This window comes from Coriobacteriia bacterium (assembly GCA_018368455.1).
Classification (GTDB): domain Bacteria; phylum Actinomycetota; class Coriobacteriia; order Coriobacteriales; family UMGS124; genus JAGZEG01.
On sequence record JAGZEG010000021.1, the window covers coordinates 1 to 24155 of the forward strand.

Consider the following 24155-nt stretch of genomic DNA (forward strand, 5'->3'; position numbering starts at 1 on the left):
GCCGCCGCGATCTCCTCGGCGCGCGCGTCCCTCTTCCTCCTCGCCATGCCTCGCCTCCGTTCCTCGGGGACGGGCCCCGGGTCGCGGGACTTACACAGACAATCTTACAGGCCCTTGGACCAAGCTTTGAATAAGGGAAACCGGTTTTGAGTAGTCGAATAAACCTTTTTTCCCGTCAAACAAAGAGGCCAGACCTTTGCTGGCATTATCATTTGAATAACGGTTATTCGTATACTCCAGTGTCGAAAGAGACACGGTTCTTGGAATAATCTCTACAGAATACTTTTTAGAGTTTTTAGGTGGTTGCTCAATAATAGATGCATTTAAATATGTTTTTGTATATATTCTTGTTCTCTTTCCATGTTTAACTACGATAAACCCGTTTTTTAATCCATATTCAAACTTCTCTTTTGACCACCGCCATGCCCAATCTGCACGAGCATGGTTACCCGCGCGGCGCCTCTCATAAGCTTCAACATCCCCACCGGGATACAGGACTTCACCATCAATCTCGATTGGATAATCCAACGAAGAGCTATACTCCAAGCTATCATAATCAAGACATTGGTTCAGTTTATAAGGCCCTCGTTCGTCGTAGTATTCATCTTTATGTGGATAATCTATATCATCGTCTTGGAGAGGGGGGTATAGAGCAACGCCCGGCGTTTTTGAAACGAGCAGGACATAGTCATGGTTTTTTGCCAACGCCACGGATGACTTTCCAGCCTTTTTTGTAATACGTGGCATTAATGCAATTAAATTAATTTCTCCAAACAATTCTTTTATTATATAATATATATTAATAACTTCATTATCATCAATAGAAATAGCTAGCAGAGCATCATCGGACATCAATTCACGCGCTAACCTGAGCCGGGGATACATCATCGAACACCAGTCGCTGTGATAGCGACCGTTTGTCTTTGCATTGGATTGGCCAATCAGACCCGCTTGTTGCTTATAGTTCTCGATAGTGTCGCCGAACTTATCCCTATATACGAAGTCTTCACCCGTGTTGTATGGCGGGTCGATATAGATCATCTTGACTTTGCCATGATAGCCGCGCTGGAGGAGCTTCAGAACTTCGAGGTTATCGCCCTCGATATAGATATTGTCGGAATCGAAACTGCCGTCCTCGCCGTCGCGGCTCCGGCTCTTCTCCACGCACGGGCGCAGCGTCGCCGTGCTGGGGGTCTGTGACTGACGGATGGCGTCTGCTTTGCCGGGCCACGTAAACGCATAGCGCTCTTGGCCCTCGTCCACCTCATCACCCAAAAGCAAACGCAGCTTGTCAAAGTCTATGCGCGCAGCGCTTTTACTCTCTCTCTCTCTCTCGAAGATCCCTCGACCACAACCTCGGGGAACAGCCGCTTTATTTGCTCGATTCTATCCGCGACCAAATCCTCGGATTCCAAATCCATTTTCTTAAACTCTGCCATTACTGTTCTCCGTTCTCCTCAGACTCGTGCTGCGCCAAAAACAAACGTTTCTGTTCCTCAATCTCCGCCCTGAGCTCTTCCTCACTCGGAAGATATAGCTTGTATTTGCTCGCAAACAGCTGCTCGCTATCCTTGAGCACAGAGTAGCGAGCAATCGCCTCATCTGTCTCCGCGCACAGCACAATGCCCAGTGTTGGGTTGTCGCCCTCGCCTCGCTTAAGCTCATCATACATACGGACGTACATATCCATCTGCCCGACGTCCTGATGCGTAATCTTGCTCGCCTTGAGGTCAACCAATACAAAACACTTGAGGATGTAGTTGTAAAAGACGAGATCGATAAAGAAGTCGCTCCATTCGGTCCGCACGTGCTGCTGGCGCGCAACGAACGCATAGCCCTTGCCCATCTCAAGAAGGAACTGCTGGAGGTTGGCCAGAATGGCGCTCTCCAGCTTTGACTCGTGAATATGCGGATCGTTGGGTAAACCCAAAAACTCAAAGATCATGGGGCTCTTGATCATGGCAAGACGCTGAGCCCTTTCGGCGGATTCGCTTTGCGCGAGTTCCTTCCCATGGGGCGGATTGATGTGTTGGGAAAGCATGCGCTCGCAGTACTGGCTGGAAATGTTTCGGGATAGAACTTTTACGCTCCAGCCTTGAGCCGCTGCCTCCTGCTCGTACCACGAGCGCGCTTCGGGGTTATTCACTCGGAGAAGCTCGACATAGTGCGTCCAGCTCAGACGTGGAAAAGATTGTGCAGTCAGCGATTGCACAATCTCCGGGAACATCCTGTAGAACTGCACGCATTGGTACAGGCTTCTCTTCGTAAAACCTTTGCCATACTCCCTCGTAAGCTCCTCAGAGAGGTTTGGGATGACCTTTCTGCCATACAGTTCCTCTCTCGTTTCGCCCTTGAGCTCCTCCTCAGCAATCCTGCGCCCCAGCAGCCAGTTGCGCAGCACCAGAAAGGTGTTGATGGCACCATGAGCAGCTCGTTGTGACGAGCCGATGATGGTTTTGGCATCAGCGACAACATTGCCGCTGTTCGCATATGAAACCCCGCCGCTATAGCGCTCGATGTCAGTCATGGCACAGCTCCTGTATCTTCTCGAAGATCACAGCCATATGCCGCTCAACCTCGCGGCGGCGCGTTCGACGCCATCCGGGCTCTCGATAACACAGATACCACCAGACTGGATAGGCGTCCCCTGTACGCTCGAGACCGACGCCACTGACACCACGCTCGCGCCTGCGGCGTTCAAGCTCAAATCGGCGCGGATCCTCCGCATCCCCCACGGCCTTGACGAAGGTCGGCTCGCTGAATAGGAAGCGGACGGAATCCGCCTTCGAGAACTCCTCCTTGAGCTCACGATATGCAAACACCGTAAAGTAGGCGCTTATAATCGAGAGCCTACCCCCCTCGCCGATAGATGAAGCGAGGGTGTCTCCGAGCCTCTCTGGACCAACGTTATTCAGCAACTTCATAGCGGTTAGTTCCTCCCAGAGGAGCACCCGGTAGGCGGCTTCTACGCCCCGCATGACACAAGGAGCATTCTATCAGCATACCTCTCGTGCCTACCGTAGGTGCCCGGACGCTCCGATGGCACCCACATCGAGTTCGGCCTGCGCTACGATACGTCGCGCACGTATCCGTTCGCGTCACGTTCTGTAGGGAGGCCATCGTGCCCGCAGTCCCCTTCTTGGGCAACGCCGTCAATGCCGTGGCCGTCGTTCTCGGCAGCCTGCTGGGCATCGCGCTCGGCCGGTTCGTCACAGGCCGCCTGCAGGAGGCCCTCATGCAGGCGACGGGTCTGGGCTGCGCGTTCATCGGACTGTCAGGCACGCTGGCGCAGATGCTCTCCGGTACCGCGGGCGCCGCGGGCACAACGGGCCCGGTAGCTCTCCAGGCACAGGGATCCGTGCTCCTCATCGTCTCGCTCATCATCGGCACAGTCATCGGCCAGGCCATCGACATCGAAGGCAAGCTCGAACTGCTCGGAGACTGGCTCCGCCGCACGGTGGCCCACCCTCGCCCGCGTCCGGGCAGCGACCAGACCGCACGTCCCTCCGACGGCGCCCGCTTCAACGAGGCGTTTATCTCGGGGGCGCTCATCATCTGCCCCGGCGCCATGGCCGTCATGGGCGGCCTCGAGGACGGCATGGGCAACCCGCAGACGCTGCTCGTCAAGGCAGCGCTCGACTTCGTCATCGTGTTCATCCTGGCGTCGTCGCTCGGCGTCGGCACGGCGTTCTCGGCCCTGCCGCTCTTCGTCTACCAGAGTGTCTTCGTACTCATCGGCATGCTGGTCGGCAACTTCATGACGGACGCCATGGCGTCGGGCCTCTCGATGGTCGGCAACGCCCTCATCTTCGCCGTCGGGCTCAACCTGCTGCTGCGCGACGTGCTTGGCGAGCATACAATCAAGGCGGGCAACATGATCCCGGCCATGCTCGTCCCCATCGTCTACTACCTCATCGTCGGGGCATAGGGAGCGATCCGTGCAACACGCAGCACCTCACCAGGACGGCAAGTCGGCTGAGCCCGGCCTCCGCGCGGGACTCGGACACACCGTGCATCGTCTGGGAGACATCGCACGCCAACTGCCGCGGCCATCGTACGCGCACCTGGGCTGGGCCTTCCTGCTCGCCTGGGTGTTCTGCACGTTCTACCTGCACTCCATCAGCTGGTCGCTCGCAGGCAGCACCGAAGCGAGCTACGACGCGTCGTCCTCTCTCGTCGGGGACCTGGTGCACTCCGGGGCACCGCTCGCCATCAGCGTGCTCGTGCTCGTCGTCATCGTGGCGTTCGAGAGCCGCACGGGCTCGCTTTCCAGCCGCCCGGCGTGGCAGTTCGCCTGCCCGGCAGCCGCTGCTCTCGGCACGCTGCTCATGTGCGTCCCCGGCGTCTCGGGCCTCGCGGGGGAGGTCTTCTTCTGGGGTGGAGCTTTTCTGACCGGCATCGGGTCAGCGCCGCTGTGGGTCATGTGGGGCGAGCTATATGCCCAGCTCGAGCAAGGCGTCACCGAGATGAGCTCTTCGATCTCAGCCGTTGTCGCAGCGCTGCTCGCCCTGATCTGTGCCAGTCTCACGGGTTGGATCGCACTTCTCGTCGTGGCGCTGCTGCCGATAGCCTCAGGAATCGCCCTCTTCCGTGCCGCCCGGGGAAGTACCCCCGGCAAAGAGGCCGCCCCCAGCCGAGCAGACCAGCCCTCCGGCGTATCGGTACCCGCGTTCATCCACTCGTTCGGCCGCGAGGGCCAGGGCATCCTCGTCGCCAGCGCCGTCATCTGCTATGCCGGGTGCTTCGTCCCGGATATGGTGCCGCTCGGCGTCACGCAGCTCGCTCTCGTCGGGGCAGCGGCGCTCGCCTGCGTCATCGCAGGGATGGGCATCCTGACGCCACGGCGCTTCAACCTGCAGTTTCTCTATCGCTGGATGTGCCCGTTCGTACTGGCGAGCCTCGCGTGTCCCGTGTGGTTCGGGCCCGGCGTCGGCGGGAACCTCTCGTTTATGGGGTCGATCGGGGCCCGCCTTGCGTTCTGTCTGCTCACGCAGGTCTACTTCTCACACGTCTGCGTCGAGGGGCACATGACGCCGACGCGCATCTTCGGGCTGGGCTGGATCTGCCTGCACCTGGGCGATCTCGTTGGCGTGACGCTCAACATCGTGATCCTGCACGTGGCACCCCAGCTCGCAGCGAGTTCAGGCTGCATCCTCGCGCTCGCCCTCATCATGGTGGCCAGCGTGATGTTCACGCTCAACGGCCGGACGTCGTTTGCGCAGACAAGCTCCCCCTCCCCGGCAGATTACCACGCGGCCGCAGCGCACGGTCAGGACTGCGCTATCGCCAAGGAAGACGCTGCCGCCAAGCCAGGCCCCTCGAAGACGGCCCCCACCGCGCGGCACGACGTTCCAGCCGACGTCGACGCCATCGACCTGCGCTGCGCCGAACTCGCCGAGGGACACGGACTCACCGCCCGCGAGCGCGAGGTCCTCGTACTGCTCGCGCACGGCCGCTCGAACCCCTACATCCGCGACGCGCTCACCATCAGCCTCGACACGGCGGGGACACACGTCAAGCACGTGTATGCCAAGCTCGGCGTCCACTCGCGCCAGGAGCTCATCGACCTCGTGCGCGATCCCCTCGCATAAGCGGGACGATACGCAAAGGGCCCGGACGCGCCTCCAAACAGGCGTCGTCCGGGCCCCATCACTTCATGCTGTCGGGATAGCCCTGCGTTACTCCACGCCGAGCGCGTCCTTGGCGGCGATGCGCGCGAACGTGCACACGCGGCCCATGTTCATGCCGATGAGCTGCGAGGGGTAATTCTGCGGGTAGAAGCCGCCCTGGTCGTTGCCGCACACCCACAGGCCGGGGACCGTCGTGCCGTCGGCCTTGAGGGCGCGCGAGCGCGTGTCGGTCAGGATGCCGCTGATGCTGCAGAGCAGCAGGCCCGCGATGCGTGCCGCGTAGAACGGGGGCTCGCTGACCGTGCTCATGCGGTAGGCCGCCTTGCCGAAGTCCTCGTCGACGCCCGCCTCGGCCAGCTCGTTGTAGCGCTCGACCGTCGCGAGGAACGTCTGCGTGGCCTCCTCGTCAAGCTGCATGGCGGCAGCAAGCTCCTCGAGCGTGTCGCACTTCTTGAGCGCACCGGAGTCGAGGCTCGGCTGCAGCCAGTAGCTGTCGAGGTGCTCCTTCGTCATGGCCTCGCAGTCATAGACGTCGGCGTTGGCAGCCGTGCCGCTGGGGGCGGGGCTCATGCGCGAGCAGCCCGTCGTGTCGAAGCGCTGGATGTCCTCCCAGTACTTGCCGTCCCAGACCTCCCACGAGAAGTGACCCGGCTGGTGCGCGCCGGCGCTGAAGCTCATCGGGTAGGGCTTGTCCTCGTTCATGAAGCGCTCGCCCAGGATGTTGACGTGCAGGAACGGCTGCGAGCCCGGCAGGAACACCGTTGCCATGGGATCGAGGCCGAACTGGAAGTCGTCGGGCAGGATGACGCGGTTCCAGATCATGCAGGCATGGTCGGACTCGAGCTCGGCGCCGGCCCACATGGCCATGCGCACGCCGTCGCCCGTGTCACCGGTCGTCGAGGTGCCGGCGCAGTACGCCGTCTCGGGAACGAGCTCGCTCACCATCTCGGCGTTGCCCGCGAAGCCGCCCGTGCACAGAATGACGCCCTTGGCGGCGTTGTACTGCACGTACTGGCCGTCGGTGTTCTTGGCGATGACGCCGGTCACCGTGCCGTCGGCGTCCTGGACGAGCTGCTGGGCCGGCATCTCGAACGCGATGGTGCCACCGAGGTCGGTGAAGTGCTTGGCGAGCGCCTCAACGTGACCGTACATGCCGTAGTTGGGGCCGTCGGGATTGTAGTCGAAGTCCCAGGCGCCAAACGTGTTGTGGCAGATGGGCGGGTAGTAGATGTGCTCATCGAGCGAGGGGTCGGGGCTGGCGCTCTCGAGCACGACCTGCAGGCCCTGCTCCTCAAGCACGCCGGTCAGCCAGTCCATCATCTCGCCAGACTTCTCGCCCCACACCTTGTACAGGCGGGCGTCGACGGCGCCAGCCTGACAGGAGTCGACCTCCTCAATGAGGCGAGCCATGTCGACGGGGAAGTCGGCCTGGTCGGCGGCGCCCACCGAGCCGATGGCCTCCTTCGCCATGGCGATGAACGAGTACTTCTCGAGCACGACAACCTTGGCGCCGGCCTCAGCAGCCGTGCAGGCGGCAACGAAGCCGCCGTTACCGCCGCCGACGACGACGAGGTCATAGTCCTCGGTCGAGGCGATGTCGGTGATGGGCGCGGGCTTGTCGCGCCACGAGGCAGCGGGGGCGTCCTTAGAGGCGGACGCCTTCTCGTCAGCCAGCGCAACGGCGGCCTGGCTCGCGGCGACCATGCCGGCGCCCGCGGCGGCGGAGGCGGCGACGAAGTTCCTGCGCGTGAGTTCCATAGTGCGATCCCCTTTCGAATGGCGAGGCGGCGATGCTCGTTACGGGCGCCCTGCGTAAGTGCGATCGGGCGAGCCCGGCGTCACCGCGTCTGTGCGACAGGCTTCACGATGCCATCGGAAACGTGTACCCGCGTCGCGCAGAAGACGGGATTTCCGCCCGGTATACCCGGCTCACCAAGATCACCCGAACTCGGGTATGGCCCGTAAAATCGCAGGTAGATGGGCAAGAATACTTCGATCGCCGCAAGACGGGCCCACCTTCCGGAACACCCCCGTGCGTCGCGCACCAATTCGTTGCGCCTCTCCACGGAGGGTCGGGCCAAGCTGTGGTAGACTTTCTCTTTACTGCGCAGCATGCCTCTCAAAGAGGCGGGCCGTCTCACACGATCCGGCGCGCAGGAGCGGGGCGATTGGCGCAGCGGCTAGCGCAGGTGCTTTACACGCACAAGGCCGGGGGTTCGAATCCCTCATCGCCCACCATCGATTCTTGGAGGCCAGCGACGCATTCTGTCCGCTGGCCTTTTTCGTAGAGGAGGGCCTTATGCCCGCATCCAGAGACGCCGACGCCCCCGCGCCTGAGCAGGCCGAGCACGACGGTCCCGCGCCGCTGACGCACCGGGACTATGCGGCGTTCGCGCGCCAGCCCAACGAGCGCCTCATGCGCGACTGCGACGTGTCAGTGTTCCGCGCGACGGGGCCGGGCGGCCAGGGCGTCAACACGACGGACTCCGCTGTACGCATGCGGCACGTGCCCACCGGCGTCACCGTCGTCTCGCGTGACTCGCGCAGCCAGCTGCAGAACCGCTTGACCTGCCTCGACAAGCTGCGCGCCATATTCGAGCGTCGCAGCCACCCGCCCAAGCAGCGCACGCCCACGAAGGTCTCGCGCGCCCAGAAGGAACGCCGTCTGCAGGCCAAACACCACGCAAGCCAGAAGAAGGCCCAGCGCAGCGTCTCGCGCCGCGACGACTGGTAGGGGCGGGGGGCGCACGCGAGACGAGGCAGGCGATCCCTAGCCCATACCGCACTCCTTCTCGATCACGTCGAGCAACTCCTGTCGGCTGTGGACGTCCATTTTTGCATACGCCCTCTTGAGGTGCGTTCGCACCGTCGCTTCGGACAGGGAGAGCTCGTCGGCTATATAGGCCGTGCTTCGCCCGCGAGAAAAACTCTCAAGCACCTGCTCCTCTCGCTGAGAAACCCCGTAGGAGCGGCAGACGCGTTCCAGGGCGGCAGACCAATCCCCTCGAGCCGCATCGCCTCGCCTTGCGTCAGCGCTCTCCGCCTCGCCTGCCGAACGCACTCCTCGCGTCATCAGCCGATAGACATCAAGAGCAACCAGCACAGCCAGCGCCACCGCAAACGCGAACGACACAGCGAGAAACATCGTACGGTCATACGTGTTGCCCGGGAAGAGGAGGGGTTCCACCACATTTCCCGCCGCCAAAAGCAAGAGAGTCGCGCCCTGCGCAATGCCGAGCATGAGGACTCGGCGTCCCACGCGCTTCTCCTCCGCACCGCAGCACACGAACATGACAGCCTGGAACGTGGCGAACCAAACTCCCGCAAACTCCTTGATGTACAGAGGGGCGTTATCCCAAAACAAGGCGCTCAACAACAGGGACACGAGAAGCGCGCAAAACGAGAAGACAGCATATCTCTGCATGAAAGCAACACCGCGGCTCCTCAGCATGACAGGGATCATCGCCAACAGCACAGCAACGCACCCGAAGCCCACCGGAACTTCGAGCAACCACATGGGGCCACCCGACTCGGCACCCAGGCGAAACCACATCCCCATCAGCACTAGATGCAGGACGATTGCGCCCATAAAGGGCAAAGAGACGGCACCGGACGCACCGCCACGGTCCGTTGTGGATGACACCCTGCAACCGGGCGCCTCGCTCGTCACGGACGGACCGTCATCTGGGGCGCTGTCGGGCGCCAAGGCACGGTTGAACATCAGAAGGGCCACCAGCGCGGCGAGAGATATCAGCCCCGCAAGCGCGTTCAGTGCCACTGGTCCCCCACCCCACGCGGCGGCCATGCCGTAGGCGTAGGACACCGCAAACCCGATCGGCACCACCACGGTAAGAGCCGCGCGAGAAAACCCGTACAGAGCGAGCACCCACCACGCAAGGACGCCCCCGGTCCACAGCCCGTAGAAGATGCTCCCGGCAAGCGAGGCGATGTCCGACGAGCCGAGTCCTCCCAGGCGTATGGCAACCCACCCCGCGAGCAGAGCAGCTATCCCAACGCACATGCCGCGCGTCACACGTCGCGCCTTCCAGATAACCAGAGCACAAACAGCACACGACAAACCGCGCGTGAGAACCTCGACAAAGGTGGTGAGCCCAAGATCAGAAAGCGTCCCGGAATAGTGGACGTAGCTCGTCCCCCAGAACAGCCCGAACCCAAGGCAGGCGACAACCTGCCAGGCCACGTGCTCTCGAGCAACCCCCATGATCTCTGTCATCCCCCTCACGCGGGCCCGCTTCCGACACGTTCCCGCTGCACTGGCATATCCCTAGCGCGCAATACCACATTTTACACGACACCCGTGCAGCCCCCTCCCGCCCACTTGACCACGCCGTGCGGTACACGCCCCAAGACAGAAGCCGCAAAGATGAGACCAGCGTTCGTGCCGCGGTATAGCCCCCAGGCGCTCCGGCCCCCTGGAGCCCTCCGGGCCGCATCGGACACGCGACGCGCGGTCAACCACTGCAGGCCTGCCGCCCGGTAGGCCACCGATCGAAAGGGGACCCCATGGACACCAATAAGCGAGCAACCGTGTCGCGTCGCAATCTTCTCAAAGGGGCTGCGCTGGGCGCCTGCGGAGCAGCCGTAGCCGGCGCAGGAACCGCCATGGCGTCCACGGCATCGTATGTCCTTCCCGATACGTGGGATCGCGAGGTCGACGTCCTCGTTGTGGGCGCGGGCTGCGGCATGGCATCCGCCATCAAGACCGCCGAGGCCGGCTGCGACACCCTCGTCATCGAAAAGTCGGATCACACGGGCGGGTTCTGGCTCGCCTCAGGCGGCGGCTGCACCATGGGAGGCAACAACATCGTGCAGCAAGCTGCCGGCGTAGAGGATGACCTCGAAGACTGGTATCAGGCGGAAATGGCTGCCTGCGAATATCGCGGCAACGCAGAGATCATGCGCGTGCTGTGCGAGCGCGGCGCCGAGACCGTCAAGTGGATGGCAGATCTCGGCCTCGTCTGGGGCCCGCTCTCGGCCGGCATGCTGGGCGGCGACATCGAGCGCGGCCTGTGGCCCTATTCAAACCCCGGCGTCTACGTCGGCGGCTTCGATACCGGAAAGAACGCCGGCATCTGCTGGACGCAGGTCTGGGAAAACCGCCTCAACGAGCTGAACGTCCCGATCCTGCTCAACCACCGCATGACGCGCCTGTACCGCGAGGGCGACGGCCCCGTGATTGGCGCCGAGGTTCAGACGCCTGACGGGACCATCAACATCAAGGCAAACAAGGCCGTCATCATCGCAACCGGGTCTTGGACGGACAACGACCGCATGGTCGCCGCATACGACCCCCGTGCCGCAGGAGAGTTCTGCTACGGAGACGGTGCCTCCCCTGCCACTGGCGGCGTCTACAACGAGGAAACCGGTGATGGCCAGATTGCCGGTGCCATGGTGGGAGGCATCCTCACGGACATGTCCATGCCTTGCTACCTGTGGATTTGGTTCGGTCTCACGCAGTTCTGGAGCTGGGGGCCCGAGCCCTTCGACTGGACGGACAACTCGAACTGGGAGCGCGGAAAGACTCTCGGTACCAATCTGCTCTATCGAAACGGCATCATCGTCAACAGCGACGGCAAGCGCTACATAAATGAGAACGAGGGCGTCTTCCCCGAGAGCCCATTCCAGACCGACCACCCCGAGAACCCGGAGCGCCACTGGACGAAGACGTTCCTCGAGCTCCCGAAGCCTCGCAATGTGTGGGCTATCGTCGATGCGCCCATGGCAGAAAAAGTGCAGTGGCCCATCGAGGAGATTATGAACCCGGATCCCTACACGGGTTCGCTGCTCGACCCCACGTGCGTCGCTTATGCCGACACCCTTGAAGAGCTCGCCGAAAAGATGAGTATCCCGGCTGATGAGCTCATCGCCACCGTCGAGCGCTACAACGGCTACGTTGAGACCGGCGTCGACGAGGAGTTCGGCCGCGAAGAGATGCCCGGCAAGATCGAGACGGGACCCTTCTACGCCGCTCGCGCAAGCCTCATTCGCCACACCTGCCGCAACGGTCTGCGCGTCAACACGAAATCCCAGGTCATCGATGGCACCGCTATGATGCCCACCAACATCGTGTCCATCGACGAGGAGCCCGTCATTCCACACCTGTACGCCTGCGGTGAGTGCGGCAACTCGCAGGGCTACCGTCGCACCCACAACAGCCTCGGCCACTACGCGACTGCCGCCATCATTGCCGGCGAGAACGCCGCGATGGAGTAAGGGCCTCGGCTGCGGCCGGTAGACAGACAATCGCAGAAGCCTCGCAAGATCAGCTCCTCGGCCATCCGATCCCCAACCTTTCTCGGATGGCCGAGGAGCTTTTGGCGTCCTGTCCCCGCTTGGCCTCTCGCCCCTACCCGCGCAACAGGGCGCGCAGGCGCACGGGCACCTCGGGGTCGCAGCCGCAGCGCTGTACGAGGTAGTCGGCCGCCGTGCCGTAGTGCGCCCGCAGGTGGTCGAGCATCGTGCGCATGTCGGCGGGATCGGAGCTCAGCAGCGCCATCGGCACGTCGACGCCCGCCCGCGCGGCAGCAGAGCGCAGAGCCTCGACCTGCTCGGCCATGTTGTGCGCCGTCGCCGCGTAGTCGGCCACGACCTCGTCCTCGCCGACGCCAGCAAGCAGCAGCAACAGCGCGCTCACGACGCCGGTGCGATCCTTGCCCATCGTGCAGTGCACAAGCGTCACGCCCGTCGACGGCTCAGCGAGCATGCGCATGACACGCCCCAGGTCGGCGCCGCTGCCTTCGAGCAAGCCAATGTAGAGCTCGCCGAGCGACGACGGCAACTCATCCATAAAGTTGGCCGAGTTCATGCGGTCGAGCATCGGGATGTTGACGTACTCGACGTACGGCGTGTTGACGAACGGGTTGGGCTCGCGCTCGTTCTCGAGCGAGCTGCGCAGGTCGATGACGCGATGCAGGCCGTACTCCACAAGCCTGGCGCGGTCGGCCTGCGTCGTGCGCGTCAGCTCATCGCCGCGCAGCACGCGATGCGTCAGCGTGCAGCCGCCATCCGTCGTGGGATAGCCGCCCAGCTCGCGAATGTTGTGGGCGCCCTGCAGCTCAAGCGGCTCGGGCACGAACAGCGCGTCAGTCACGATGGCATCCTCGGTCATGAAAGTCCCCCTTATGAAAGAGCCGGTTCACTCGCGCGATGGTAGCACGCGCCCGGCATGGCCCCCGGGCCGCAGGGGCGCCCCCTTACGATTCGCTTACCGGGCCTCGACGGCACCGGAGTCCTCGATAACACGGACGGCACCCGGAACACGATAGCGGGCATCGAGCTCGCGGTAGTAGTCGATCGCCTCGCGGATGCGGCGATCGTCCTCGGGCGTCGTCTGGCGCACGACGCGCCCCGGCACGCCCATGACGACGGAGTGCGGCGGGATGACCTTGCCCTCCGTCACGAGCGCCCCGGCCGCGATGAGACAGCCTTCGCCGATGACGGAATCGCGCAGCACGGTCGCACCCATGCAGATGAGCGTCCTGTCGCCCACACGCGCGCCGTGCACGATGGCCCCGTGCCCCATGACGACGTCGCGCCCGATGGTCAGCCCGCCCACGTCGGCGTGCAGCAGGCAGCCGTCCTCGACGACGGAGCCTGCGCCGATGACGATGGGATCAACGTCGCCGCGGATGACGCTGCCGGGATAGACAGCGACGTCGTCTCCGAGCGTGACATCGGCCAACACCTGGGCGGACGCATCCACATAGACGCGCTCGCCAATGGAGGGAACCTTGTCCTCAAACGCACGAATCATCGTGATGCCTCGTCATTCTCGCTGGTAAAAGTGGGCGAAGAGCCGGATGCCGGCAATGAGTCGAGCACAGTGGGCCCAGAGGCGCTCGCCTCGGGCTCGCCATCCTCCGGCGAAAGCGAGGTATCCCCGGAACCCGGCGCGGCAGGCTCGGGATCAGGCGTACCGGACTCGGGGTCGGGCGCCACGGAGCCGTCCTCGCCGGGCTCGCCATCCTCCGGCGGCGACGGGGCATCCCCGGGACCCGGCACGACCGGCTCGCGCTCGCCCGCCGCGCGCCCCGCCCGGCGACGCAAGCCCATCTCCTCGAGCTTCTCGGCACGACGCTGCGCCCGATCTGCCTTGCGCAGGTCAGCCGCCTTGCGCGCGGCCGCTCGGTTGAACGCCCGCATCTCGCGCGCCTCGGGACGGTTGTATGCGTGCAGGCGCTCAACCATCCGCCTGCCGATGACGAACACGAGGCACACCATGAGCGTCGCCATCACGGCGCGAACGCTCGTCGCAAACCACAGGGCATGCGTTCCCGGCTCAAGGCCCGCAGGCAGCGTCACGAGCGTCTGGACGCCCATCCACGCGGCGTCAAGGACTCCCGGCGACCCTGGCAGGCTTCCGCGCAGCGCCACCATACCGATGACGGCATACAGCACGGCAAGGGCCATCGCGTAGAGAAGCACGACGACGAGCCGGCCGAGGCGCCGCAGGAACGTGCGCTCCGTGAAGCACCCCTGCCACACGACGAGCAGCGCGAGGGCCACGATAACGAGCACGATGCCACCCAGGCCGTGGCCCGACAGCGCCGCAGTCACGCCAAGCAGCAGCAGGGACACGATGCCCAGCAGCCAGCAGCCCTGATCGTGCATGAGAAGACCGGGGACGAGAAGCAGCAGGAAATAGCCCACGACGACAACGACCACGGGGTTTATGGCCCCGCCCGCCGGCATGTAGCGCTCCAGCAGGTCCACCATGGCGGCGTCGGGCGGCAGGGCGGCGCACACGATCTCGAACACGGCGACAACTGCCACGAGCAGGGCGCACATCGCCGTCCGCCTATCGAGCCGGCTCGCAAGGAAGGCGCCCAGCGTCCGCCGTACTGCAGACTCCGAGCCCGCGGCCGGCGCATTGGCAGCAGATCCCAGCGAGAACGCGCCCGTCGCCCGCATCATGACGCCGCCGATAGCAAACGGGATCCAGTACATGAGCGCGCGGTAGGTGAGCACGGCCGAGACGGCCAGCGTGCCAGGATAACCGTAGCCCGACAGCACGGCCGAGGCAAGCGTCTCGACGACGCCCACGCCGCCTGGCGTCACGGTGAAGCTGTTAAAGACGAGGGCCGTCACGTAGCCGCCGAGCAGGGCGTCGGGCCGCGCGATACCGAACGCAATGCCGGACGCCATGAACGCAAGCATGTCGAAGCCCATGGCCACGACCATCGTCGCGAAGACGGCGAGCGCCTTGCGGGGCCTTCGGGACAGCTCGCTGGCGGCCGTGCTGAACGAGCGCACGAGGCTGTCGGCCCACGGCCTGGGCGCGCGCTTGAGACGCACGAGGCGGCAGGCGCGCACGACAAGCGCCTCGATCCAGCGCATGCCGCGCTGTAGGAGGCCCGGCTTGAGGTGGCCGAGCAGCAGCAGGCCGAGAAACACAGCGGCGGACACGCCGATGACGGAGCCGAACAGCACGTCGCGCACCGTCAGCGTGCCGCTCATCCCCATGACGAAGAAGCCGACGAGAATGATGAGAAACGACGCCGAGTAGAAGCACGTCTGCGTGAACACCGTGGCGGACGTCGCCGACCCCACGGGCACGCCGCGCGAGCGGGCCGTGTCTACGACGGCCGCCAGCCCCGACACGCCTCCTGACGAGACGACCGTGTTCATGAAGACGGCCTTGAACCAGGCGGGAATCGTGGCCCGCAGCGGGACGTCTGCGCCGATGACCTTGAACGAGCGTGTGTAGGCAAGCGCGTGGAACGTGACGCGGCAGCCCTCGAGCGCGCAGGCGGCAAGCAACGGCACGACGGCCCCGCGCGACATAGCCTGAACGATCTGGGCGACCTGATCGCGTTGAGTGACGGCCGCGACGACGAGGATGATGGCGAGGGCCAGCGTGAGGATCGTGCGCGGCTTGATGCGCAGGCGGCGGCTCTGAACGCCTCGCACTCGAACGTGTCCCACGTGCCTCGCCCCCTCCCCTGCTCGCCGTCTTCCAAGTATCGCATGACAAGCCGGGTTTGCGAGCGGCTCCGGCAAACCCCACGCGAGGGACGCGGGAGACCCGCTAGAACGTGCCCGTGGCGCGCAAGCGGGCAAGCTCGTCGTCGGAGAGCTCGCGCACGCGCGTGACTCGCAGCTCGGAAGCGGCGGGCCGGTCAGCCTCGAGCCCGGTTGCCACCGTGAAGTACACGGCAACCGCCTCCCCCGGCTCGCTGCCGAGCGGCACCCAAAACTCGCGATCCTCCTGGCCACGGCGCGTGTAGGCGGGGCGAGGGTCCTGGCGCAGCACCTGGACGAGCCCCTCGCGCAGCGCCTCGGGGACGCGCGCCATCTCGTCGGGCGGCACGACGACGCGCTCGATTTCGGGCCAGCGCACGCCCTGCTTCCAGCCGAGACGCGTCTGCGGGTGGCTGTCCGTGTCAGCGAGGTAGGGCTTCACGTCGTAGACCGGCGTCCCGTCCACCATGTCGGCGCCGCGGACGTGCAGCACGGGACCGCGCGAGCCGTCAGGGTACGGCGCGTCGAGCTCGACGCCCGCAAGGCGAACCGACGACAGCCCCAGCCCGTTGGGCCGGAAGCTCGACCGCGTCGCGAACACGCCCTGACGCGCCGTCCCGCCGAGGATGGGCGGCCGCACAGTCGGCGACCACGCGGGGCGCTCCGCAGACGCCTCGCCCCGGTCGTTGTGCGAGAACCCCCAGATGAGCCACACGTAGTCGAAGCCCTCGAGTCCGCGCACGGCGTCGGCGTTGCGATACGCGGGCGCAAACTCCACGCGCGCCGGCAGAGCGTCCACAAGCCCCGGCTGGCGCGGCACACCGAACTTCGTGGGATAGGCTGTGCGCACGCACGCAATTGCGTCGAGCTCCATGGGCACCTCTTCGGTCCGTGACCTCGTACTTTCCTGATGCATCCCAGCATACGCGAGCGCCGCCCCGCACGCGCCCCTATAATGAGGACAAGGCGCCACACCAGAAAACGAGCGGCCTCCCTGCGGGGCTCTCGCCACGCGCCACCAACGGCACCGTCCCCCAAGGAGGCAACCCCGTGTCCATCACCATTCAGGAGATCGGCGAGACCCTGTCGATGGTCGCCCAGCAGAACCTGGACGTGCGCACCATCACCATGGGCATCAACACCATGAGCTGCATCGACGAGGACATCCAGGTGATGGCGCGCAAGGTGTACGACCGCCTCACCTCCGCCGCCGAGCGCCTCGTGCCCGTCGCCGAGTCGCTCGAGCGCGAGTACGGCATCCCGATCGTAAACAAGCGCATCTCCGTGACGCCGATGGCCCAGCTCGCGGCCGCCACGCCCGCCACCGACCTCGTGCCTCTGGCCCAGGCGCTCGACGACGCGGCCGCCACCGTGGGCGTCGACTTCGTGGGCGGCTTCTCGGCGCTCGTGCAGAAGGGCATGGGCGACGGCGACCTGCGCCTCATCAACTGCATCCCCGACGCGCTCGCCTCGACAAACCGCGTGTGCTCCAGCGTGAACCTCGCCAGCGTGCGCGCCGGCATCAACATGGACGCCGTGTTCAAGATGGCGCAGGTCATCAAGGCCACGGCCGAGAAGACGGCCGACAACCACTGCTACGGCGCAGCCAAGCTCGTCGTGTTCGCCAACATGGTCGAGGACTCGCCGTTCATGGCGGGCGCCGTGCACGGCTCGGGCGAGGGCGACGAGGTCATCAACGTCGGCGTCTCGGGCCCCGGCGTTATGGCGGCCGCGCTCAAGCAGCTCAGCCCCCAGGCCGACATGCAGACGGTCGCCGAGACGATCAAGGCGACGGCGTTCAAGATCACGCGCGTCGGCGAGCTCATGGCCCGCGAGGCCTCCAAGCGCCTCGGTGTGCAGATGGGCATCGTCGATCTCTCCCTGGCCCCGACGCCTGCCATCGGCGACTCCGTGGCCGAGATTCTCGAGATCATCGGCGTCGGCCAGTGCGGCGGCCCCGGCACGACGGCTGCCCTGGCCATGCTCAACGACGCCGTGAAGAAGGGCGGCGTCATGGCGAGCTCCAGCGTCGGCGGCCTGTCGGGCGCGTTCATCCCCGTGAGCGAGGACGCCGGCATGATCGCAGCCGCGCAGTCCGGCGCGCTGTCCATCGAGAAGCTCGAGGCCATGACGTGCGTGTGCTCCGTGGGTCTCGACATGATCGCCGTGCCCGGTGACGTCACGGTCGAGGCCATCGCCAGTCTCGTCGCCGACGAGATGGCCATTGGCGTCATCAACAACAAGACGACGGCCGTGCGCCTCATCCCGGCCATCGGCCACAAGGTCGGCGACATGCTCGAGTTCGGCGGCCTCATGGGCTCCGCGCCGGTCATGCCGCTCAACGCGTTTGCTGGCACCGTGTTCGCACACCGCGGCGGCCGCATGCCCGCCCCGCTCAACTCGCTGAAGAACTAGCGGCGCGGTTGGCAATCGGGCGGGATCGCGAGCCTCAGCGGGCTCCGGTCCCGCCCTTTTTCATGCGCTCGCAGCCGCGGGCAGCCCCTGCCCGGCGACTCGCCGACAAAAGACTGGCATAAAACCGCCGCGACACAAATCGTCCCTACCATGGGGGAAGCTCTTGGCGTGATCGTCTCGCATCCCGCAGAAAGGGGCATCCCATGGCTCTGCACACATCCGGCACCGGCAATCCCCCGAGCGCATCCCCTGCAACCGGAGTTTTGCAGGCACCCGCGCTTACGAGGCGCGCCTTCCTTGCGGGCGCACTCGCGACGGCGACAGCGCTCGCCTGCGCGGGAGCGTCCAGCACCCGGCAGCTCGCGCGGGCAGGCGAGGCCATCAACCCAGCCTACGACGCCGACACGACGGGCGCCGTCAGCGGCGGCATCCTGCGCTGGTACGTCAGCAACCCCGGCGCCATCGAGCCGTTCGGCGCCGAGGAGAACCAGGGCATCGAAATCTGCTCGAACCTCTTTGAGACGCTGACCCGCTACGACTACGCAAATGGACGCGTCGTGCCCCAGGCCTGCGAAAGCTACGAGGCCAACGACGACGCCACGCGGTTCACGTTCCACCTGCGCCCCGAGGCCACGTTCCACAACGGGCAGCCCGTTACAGCACGCGACTACAAGTACGCGTGGGAGCGCATCTGCCGCGGGGACTTCAAGCCGGCTCCCTCTGCCGTGGGCTACAAGATCGAGCAGGTCAAGGGTGCCTCCGAGATGATGGCGGGGCAGGCCACCGAGCTCGACGTCGAGTGCCCCGACGACTACACGCTCGTCGTGAATCTCGCCTACCCCTTCGCGGAGTTCGACGCCGTCGTCGCCGACGTCATCAGCGCACCCGTGCCCTACGGATGCACCGACACCGAGGAGGACTTCCAGAAGTTCCGTGTCGCCCCCGTCGGCAACGGCCCCTTCATGATGGATGGCGAGTGGGTCGACGGCCAGCACATCAACGTGAAGCGCTACGAGGGGTACTGGGGCGACAAGCCGTTCCTCGACGGCGTGAACTTCCAGGTGTTCAGCGACGACCAGACGGCCTGGATGGAGTTCATGGGCGGCAACCTAGACTACACCGTCATCCCGTCCGGCCAGTTTGAGGCGTCTATCGCGCAATACGGCGAGGCCGGCGGCGACGGCTACGTGGCCAACCCCGGCGCACAGGTGCTCACTGGCGACCAGAACTCGACGTACTACCTGCTGTGCAACCTCTCCGACGACATAGCCGGCAACAAGGACGTGCGCATCGGCATGTCGTACGCCATCAATCGCCAGGCTATCTGCGAGACGGTGCTGCAGGGCACGCGCACGCCGGCGGACAACATGCTGACGCCCATCATGCCCGGTTACGAGAGCGCGGGGTGGGACTTCTGCCCGCCCGAGGGCGATGCTGAGCTCGCCTCAGAATACTTCGACAAGGCGGGCTACCCCGTCGGCGCCGACGGCAAGCGCGGCCTGTCCGTCACGCTGGCGTGCAACCCGGGCTCTTCCAACGAGGACATCCTCTCGATGATCCAGGCCGACCTGGGCAAGGTGGGCGTGGACGCGCAGATCGAGACGCAGGAGTGGGCAGCCTACCTCGACGGACTGCAGAACGGAAACTACCAGTTCGGCCGCCTGGGATGGGTCGGGTTCATCCCGTCGCCCTACTACGTGTTCAACGACCTGTTCCGCACGGGAACGGGTGGCAACTGGTCGTTCTACTCCAACAGCGAGTTTGACGAGACGTTCCTGGCTGCATCCCAGCTGCTCGATGCCGACGAGCGCACGGCTGCCTACCAGAAAGCCAACGCCATCTTGGCCGAGGACTTCCCGGTGATCCCGCTGTTCTTCTACCGGCACTACTACGTGACGTCGAGCCGCGTGCACAACCTGTTCTTTGGGCCCGACAACGTCGCCGTGCTCACGAAAGCCTGGCTCGAGGAGTAAGGACGCGGGGCGCCACACGGCAAGACCCGCGAGGCAAAGCGGGCCCCGCAGCTCAGTTGCGTGCCGAGCTGCGGGGCCCGTGCGCGCGGATTCTGTTCCGGGAAGTGAGGTACCGACGGCGCGCGGGAAGCCGAGGCGGTCCCTTGGTTTCCCCTCGCGCCACTTCGGCCCGTGGTCGCCAGCCGCATCCCCATCGCCATGCGCGCTTCCCCAAGCCAGCCGGTATTGGGCTACTTTTCGGCCGACCAGCCGGCCACATTTCACGGTTGTGCTAGGTCTTGCAAAGGCAGGCGCCCAAAATGGGCGCGATCTCCGGCTGTGCAAGGTTTGCGGGGCGCGTTTTTCGCTTCTGCGACGCAAGGTGATAAGGCGATCCGCATTTCCCCAGGTCAGAGCCACGTACGTCAGGCGCCTTCTCTGCGCAAACCTGGCACAACCGCAAAGAGCGCCCAATCTCGCGGCGTCGATTTGCAAAAGCTCGCAAACCCGTCGATTCTGGCCGCACGCGTGTGCCCTACGCTCCCCACGCCGCGCGGGGCAGTCACAGCACCCGCGAGAAAAACCTCATGCAAGCCCTTCAATTGCGAAAACGCAATCGCCGATGCAATTCTCTCGCAACCAAACTTCCTGAATGTTTTTAAGACAATGGTCGCGCGGGAGGACGTATCGTCAAGCAAGGAGAGGGGTACTCATGTTTAAGGCTTCTCACGTGAAGAAGGCGGCGATGCTATCTGCGTCGCTCGCCCTATGCGCCACCATCGGCGTCAGCGCGGCGCTAGCTGGCCCATCACCCAGCGCGAGCGCAGACACATCATCCGACAGCGCCTCAAAAGACATGCTCATGGAGGACTGGGGAGCCCGCTACCCGCTCGAATACGGCTCGTTTGTTGAGGAAACCATCAAAGACGGCAAGCTCGAAGGCCACTACTCGCTCAAGGCCAAACTGCTCGCCCCCGGCGAGCGCGTCATGCGCGCCGATGGCCAGACTGACACGAAGCTCGTAGACACAGACGGCGACTACAACACCGGCGACGTCATCGTGCATGGCCTTGAGTATGACCCTGCCGAGCAGCGCTGGTTCGTGCCCATCACCGACCTCGACGACCTATCGGGCACGCGCGAGCGCATGGGCTGCTATTCGTGCAAGTCGAAGAACTACGATTACTGGCTCGAGGACTACGGCGCCAGCTCGTTTACCGAGAAGATGACGGGCGACTTCGTGTCGTACATGAACGGCCAGGTGTGGAGCTGCAACACCTGTCATAACGGCGACCCGGCCACGAGCGCGCCCGACGCAACGCTGACGTACTGGCTCACGCTCGCACATGGCGAGGAGCAGCAGGTCGACGCCGGCGACCGCGTGTGCGGCCAGTGCCATAACTCCTACGATCACCGCAGTCGCATCACGAGCCAGGAGGTCATGGAGTCGTTCGAGCCCTATCAGTACGGCTTCGACGTGGAATCCGTCTATAAGGCCGCCATGGAGGACGGCATCTACACCACCGACGACCTGGGCATCGACATCAGCTGCCTTGACCACCCCGACGTTGAGTTCATGCAGAACAGCGCACACGACCTTGCCGGTCTGACGTGCATTGACTGCCACATGCCCATAACAACCGACGAGGAGTCCGGCACCGAGTTCACGTACCACAACGCTTCGGCCTCGCCCACGGACAACCCCGTCGCCATGGAGAAATGCCTGACGTGCCACGCGAGCGATGACATCCAGACCACCGACGACATGCTCTCGATGGTGCGCGACACGCAGGCCAAGGCCGCCGCGGCAATCGAGGAGTTGGACGGCAAGTTCACGCAGGCCCACGACGCCATTGCCGCCGCCATCGACAGCGGCATGGATGAGCAGCTCATCCAGCAAGCGCGCGACGACTACTCGCTGGCCGAAGCGTTCTACCACTACACGAAGGGCGGCAAGAACGACGGTTCCAAGATCGTTCACAACGCCACGGTTGGCTTCGAGAACTACGAGCGCTCCGGAGAGCTGCTCGACGGGATCATCTCCAGCCTGAGCGCCTAAAGGCGGAGCGGAGCCGCCAGCAGCCCAGCTCATAGCTCCCGAAAAAAGGGAGGGGGTACCCGAAAGATTTCCGGGTACCCCCTCCGGCGTGCTCAGGCTCGCGCGGCCCCTACGATACGGGCGGCGCCTCCGAAGAGCTTACAGCCCCATTTCCTGCTTGAGGCGGGCGAGCTCGTCGTCGACAGCCTGGGTATTGCCGGCTGCAGCGTACTTGGCCTCGAGCTCGGCAGCGCGATCGGCCGGCTTCTGCGAAAGCTCGGCCTGGGCCGTGGCCTGGTCAAGCATCTGGTCAGCCTTGGCCTCCATGCGCGCGAACGCCGCCATCGCGCCCTCGGCCTTGTCGGCACCCGAGCTGAACTCGTTGACCTTGGCCTGCGTCTTGGCGACGGCCGTCTTGGCCTTGATGGCCTCACGGCGGCCGTTGAGCGTCTCGATGTCGGTCACGAGCTTATCGTGCATCTCGCGCATCTTCGTGGCGTTGGCGTGGGCGGCGGCATACGTGGCCTGCAGCGTCTCGGCCTTGGCAGCAAGCGTCTGCTTCTTGCCGAGGAACACGCGGGCATCTCCCTCGTTGCCAGCCTGTAGGGCGCGCTTGGCCAGATCCTCGTAGCGCGCCATCTCGTCCTTGTTGTCGTCGACCAGGCGCTTCGTGCGCGCCTCCTCCGCCATGACGGCAGCCGTCTCCTGCTTGACCTCGGCAAGGTTGTCCGTAAGCTCGCGCAGGTATTGATCGATCATCTTGGCGGGATCCTCGGCGCGGTCGAGCAGATCGTTGATGTTGGCCTTGATAATGTCGGTGAAACGATCGAGAATGCCCATCTGTGTGCTCCCGTCTGGCGCCTCGGCGCCTCGCTCGCGTGTCCGCTGTTTGCACGCACGCTTTCTCTTGTACCCGCCCGGCGGCACAACCTAACTTCTACGCTAGGTTGAAGACGCGCCCTACTTTGGGCCGTCTGCCTTGTCCTCGTCTCTCTTCTCGTACTTCTGCGCAAGCTTCTCAGCGGCGTCGTCCGCATCCCCGAACTTCTCGAGCGGCGTCTTGAGGATGTCCTCCGTGCGCTTGTGCTCGCGTTCGCGCTGCTCGTTGCGCCGATGCACGATGATGACAATCGCACCGGCCACGATGACAACCGTCACGCAGATAACGATGGGCACGACCGGCGACTTCTGCACGGTCATGATGCGCTCGCCCGTGTCCGCGAAAGCCCGGGAGAATATCTCCTCCTCACTGATGGAGGTATCGGCGTAGTAGCGGTCGAGGTAGTCGCCCAGAATGGTGATGGCCTCGTCGTCCATGATGGTCTTGGCCTGCGAACCCATCGCATAGCCGCAGTTGTAGCCGCCGAAGCCGTCGTCGCAAAAGACAAGCAGGAAGTGCGCCTCGTCGCTGAACAGCTCGTCGTAGAGCTGCTCGGCACGTGCCTGCAGGTCGGAGATCGACGTCGTCTCGCCGTTGGGCAGAATGTAGACGTAGGGCCACACGCCCGTGTCCTTGTAGAACGACTTGAGACCGCTTTCAAGCTTTGTGGGCTGATGGATCCAGTCGCCATCCGCGTCGGTGTAGTAGCCACTCTGCTCGGCAGCCGACGAAGGCAGGGCCTCGCGCTCAACCGTGGACGTGGCGATGCTCCCGCCCGAGCCTCCCGAACCGCCAGAGCAGTTGGGCAGGCCTACGACAATGCCGATGACAAGCAGCACGACGAGGATGACCACAAGCGCGTTGAACCCGCTGCCGCCGGAGCCAGAACCGCCTGACCCCGAGCCGCCCCGGAAGCTGGGACCGCCGCCTAAGCCGCCCGGACCACCACTCCTGTGGGAAACGATGACCGTGCGTGGAGCGCCCCAACCGAATCCGCCGAACGAGGGCCCGTGGCCACCGCCCGAAAAACCGCCACCGCCGCTACGCCCGCCGCTACCGCCGCCCGAGAAGCCGCCCGAGGCACGACCTCCTCCGGAAAAACCTCCCGAAAAGCCGCCACCACCTGAGAAACCGCCGCCTCCGCCGCCAGACCTACCCATGGGCATCCCCACTTCTCACAGGCCGTCCGGGGCCCACGCACCGGGCGAGCACACACTTTGTCGTACGGCTATCGTTCTTCGTGTACCCCGCCGAGCAGC

General features: G+C 64.5%; 19 protein-coding genes and 1 tRNA gene. 8 read left to right on the top strand and 12 right to left on the bottom strand.

The window, feature by feature from the left end; genetic code table 11:
* Positions 1–90: 90 nt before the first annotated feature.
* The 4 genes from KHZ24_10840 to KHZ24_10855 are packed head-to-tail and all read right to left on the bottom strand — an operon-like array spanning position 91 to position 2924.
* Positions 91–1275 (bottom strand): site-specific DNA-methyltransferase, encoded by a 1185-nt coding sequence (locus tag KHZ24_10840; GenBank protein ID MBS5451681.1) that lies wholly within the window; start codon positions 1273–1275, stop codon positions 91–93.
* Positions 1276–1298: 23 nt separating this feature from the next.
* Complete coding sequence (locus tag KHZ24_10845) at positions 1299–1439, bottom strand: hypothetical protein (protein ID MBS5451682.1); 141 nt, start codon at positions 1437–1439, stop codon at positions 1299–1301.
* A complete protein-coding gene (locus KHZ24_10850; GenBank protein ID MBS5451683.1) occupies positions 1439–2527 on the bottom strand; it encodes a DUF1016 family protein in 1089 nt (362 codons plus the stop codon). The genes KHZ24_10845 and KHZ24_10850 overlap by 1 nt, the downstream gene beginning before the upstream one ends.
* Complete coding sequence (locus KHZ24_10855; protein MBS5451684.1) at positions 2520–2924, bottom strand: hypothetical protein; 405 nt, start codon at positions 2922–2924, stop codon at positions 2520–2522. The genes KHZ24_10850 and KHZ24_10855 overlap by 8 nt, the downstream gene beginning before the upstream one ends.
* Positions 2925–3121: 197 nt before the next feature.
* Between KHZ24_10855 and KHZ24_10860 the strand changes: the two genes are divergently transcribed.
* A complete protein-coding gene (locus KHZ24_10860; protein MBS5451685.1) occupies positions 3122–3928 on the top strand; it encodes a DUF554 domain-containing protein in 807 nt (268 codons plus the stop codon).
* Between the two features lie 10 nt (positions 3929–3938).
* Positions 3939–5591, top strand: coding sequence for a helix-turn-helix transcriptional regulator (locus KHZ24_10865; protein ID MBS5451686.1), 1653 nt, complete (start codon positions 3939–3941; stop codon positions 5589–5591).
* Positions 5592–5678: 87 nt separating this feature from the next.
* Here KHZ24_10865 and KHZ24_10870 read toward each other — a convergent pair whose 3' ends face one another.
* A complete protein-coding gene (locus tag KHZ24_10870) occupies positions 5679–7388 on the bottom strand; it encodes an FAD-binding protein (protein MBS5451687.1) in 1710 nt (569 codons plus the stop codon).
* Between the two features lie 404 nt (positions 7389–7792).
* Here KHZ24_10870 and KHZ24_10875 point away from each other — a divergent pair.
* Together KHZ24_10875 and KHZ24_10880 are read left to right on the top strand one after the other, a co-directional pair.
* A tRNA-Val gene (locus KHZ24_10875) sits at positions 7793–7868 on the top strand.
* Positions 7869–7929: 61 nt separating this feature from the next.
* Complete coding sequence (locus tag KHZ24_10880; GenBank protein MBS5451688.1) at positions 7930–8364, top strand: peptide chain release factor-like protein; 435 nt, start codon at positions 7930–7932, stop codon at positions 8362–8364.
* 36 nt (positions 8365–8400) lie between these two features.
* Here the strand turns inward: KHZ24_10880 and KHZ24_10885 are convergent, their stop codons facing one another.
* Positions 8401–9852, bottom strand: a complete 1452-nt coding sequence (locus KHZ24_10885; GenBank protein ID MBS5451689.1) for a helix-turn-helix transcriptional regulator — start codon at positions 9850–9852, stop codon at positions 8401–8403.
* A gap of 302 nt (positions 9853–10154) precedes the next feature.
* On the opposite strand from KHZ24_10885, the gene KHZ24_10890 reads away from it, so the two are divergent.
* Positions 10155–11864 carry an FAD-binding protein gene (locus KHZ24_10890; protein MBS5451690.1) on the top strand — a complete coding sequence of 570 codons (1710 nt, stop codon included), beginning with the start codon at positions 10155–10157 and terminating at the stop codon, positions 11862–11864.
* Between the two features lie 133 nt (positions 11865–11997).
* Here KHZ24_10890 and KHZ24_10895 read toward each other — a convergent pair whose 3' ends face one another.
* The 4 genes from KHZ24_10895 to tsaA form a co-directional block, all read right to left on the bottom strand.
* A complete protein-coding gene (locus KHZ24_10895; GenBank protein ID MBS5451691.1) occupies positions 11998–12759 on the bottom strand; it encodes a tyrosine-protein phosphatase in 762 nt (253 codons plus the stop codon).
* 96 nt (positions 12760–12855) lie between these two features.
* Positions 12856–13404 (bottom strand): gamma carbonic anhydrase family protein, encoded by a 549-nt coding sequence (locus tag KHZ24_10900; GenBank protein ID MBS5451692.1) that lies wholly within the window; start codon positions 13402–13404, stop codon positions 12856–12858.
* The gene (locus tag KHZ24_10905) at positions 13401–15575 is read right to left on the bottom strand and encodes a flippase-like domain-containing protein (protein ID MBS5451693.1); all 2175 of its coding nucleotides are present in this window, start codon (positions 15573–15575) and stop codon (positions 13401–13403) included. Before KHZ24_10905 ends, KHZ24_10900 begins: the two co-directional genes overlap by 4 nt.
* 103 nt (positions 15576–15678) lie before the next feature.
* Positions 15679–16485: a tRNA (N6-threonylcarbamoyladenosine(37)-N6)-methyltransferase TrmO gene (gene tsaA / locus KHZ24_10910; GenBank protein ID MBS5451694.1), complete on the bottom strand. Its 807-nt coding sequence runs from the start codon at positions 16483–16485 to the stop codon at positions 15679–15681.
* Positions 16486–16661: 176 nt separating this feature from the next.
* Here tsaA and KHZ24_10915 point away from each other — a divergent pair, with 176 nt between their 5' ends.
* From KHZ24_10915 to KHZ24_10925, 3 genes are all read left to right on the top strand, one after another.
* Positions 16662–18026: a PFL family protein gene (locus KHZ24_10915; GenBank protein MBS5451695.1), complete on the top strand. Its 1365-nt coding sequence runs from the start codon at positions 16662–16664 to the stop codon at positions 18024–18026.
* Between the two features lie 203 nt (positions 18027–18229).
* The gene (locus KHZ24_10920; protein ID MBS5451696.1) at positions 18230–19999 is read left to right on the top strand and encodes an ABC transporter substrate-binding protein; all 1770 of its coding nucleotides are present in this window, start codon (positions 18230–18232) and stop codon (positions 19997–19999) included.
* Positions 20000–20690: 691 nt separating this feature from the next.
* A complete protein-coding gene (locus KHZ24_10925) occupies positions 20691–22037 on the top strand; it encodes an ammonia-forming cytochrome c nitrite reductase subunit c552 (protein ID MBS5451697.1) in 1347 nt (448 codons plus the stop codon).
* Between the two features lie 138 nt (positions 22038–22175).
* Here the strand turns inward: KHZ24_10925 and KHZ24_10930 are convergent, their stop codons facing one another.
* Positions 22176–22856 carry a PspA/IM30 family protein gene (locus tag KHZ24_10930; protein ID MBS5451698.1) on the bottom strand — a complete coding sequence of 227 codons (681 nt, stop codon included), beginning with the start codon at positions 22854–22856 and terminating at the stop codon, positions 22176–22178.
* 120 nt (positions 22857–22976) lie between these two features.
* Positions 22977–24056: a hypothetical protein gene (locus KHZ24_10935; protein MBS5451699.1), complete on the bottom strand. Its 1080-nt coding sequence runs from the start codon at positions 24054–24056 to the stop codon at positions 22977–22979.
* Positions 24057–24155: the final 99 nt, after the last annotated feature.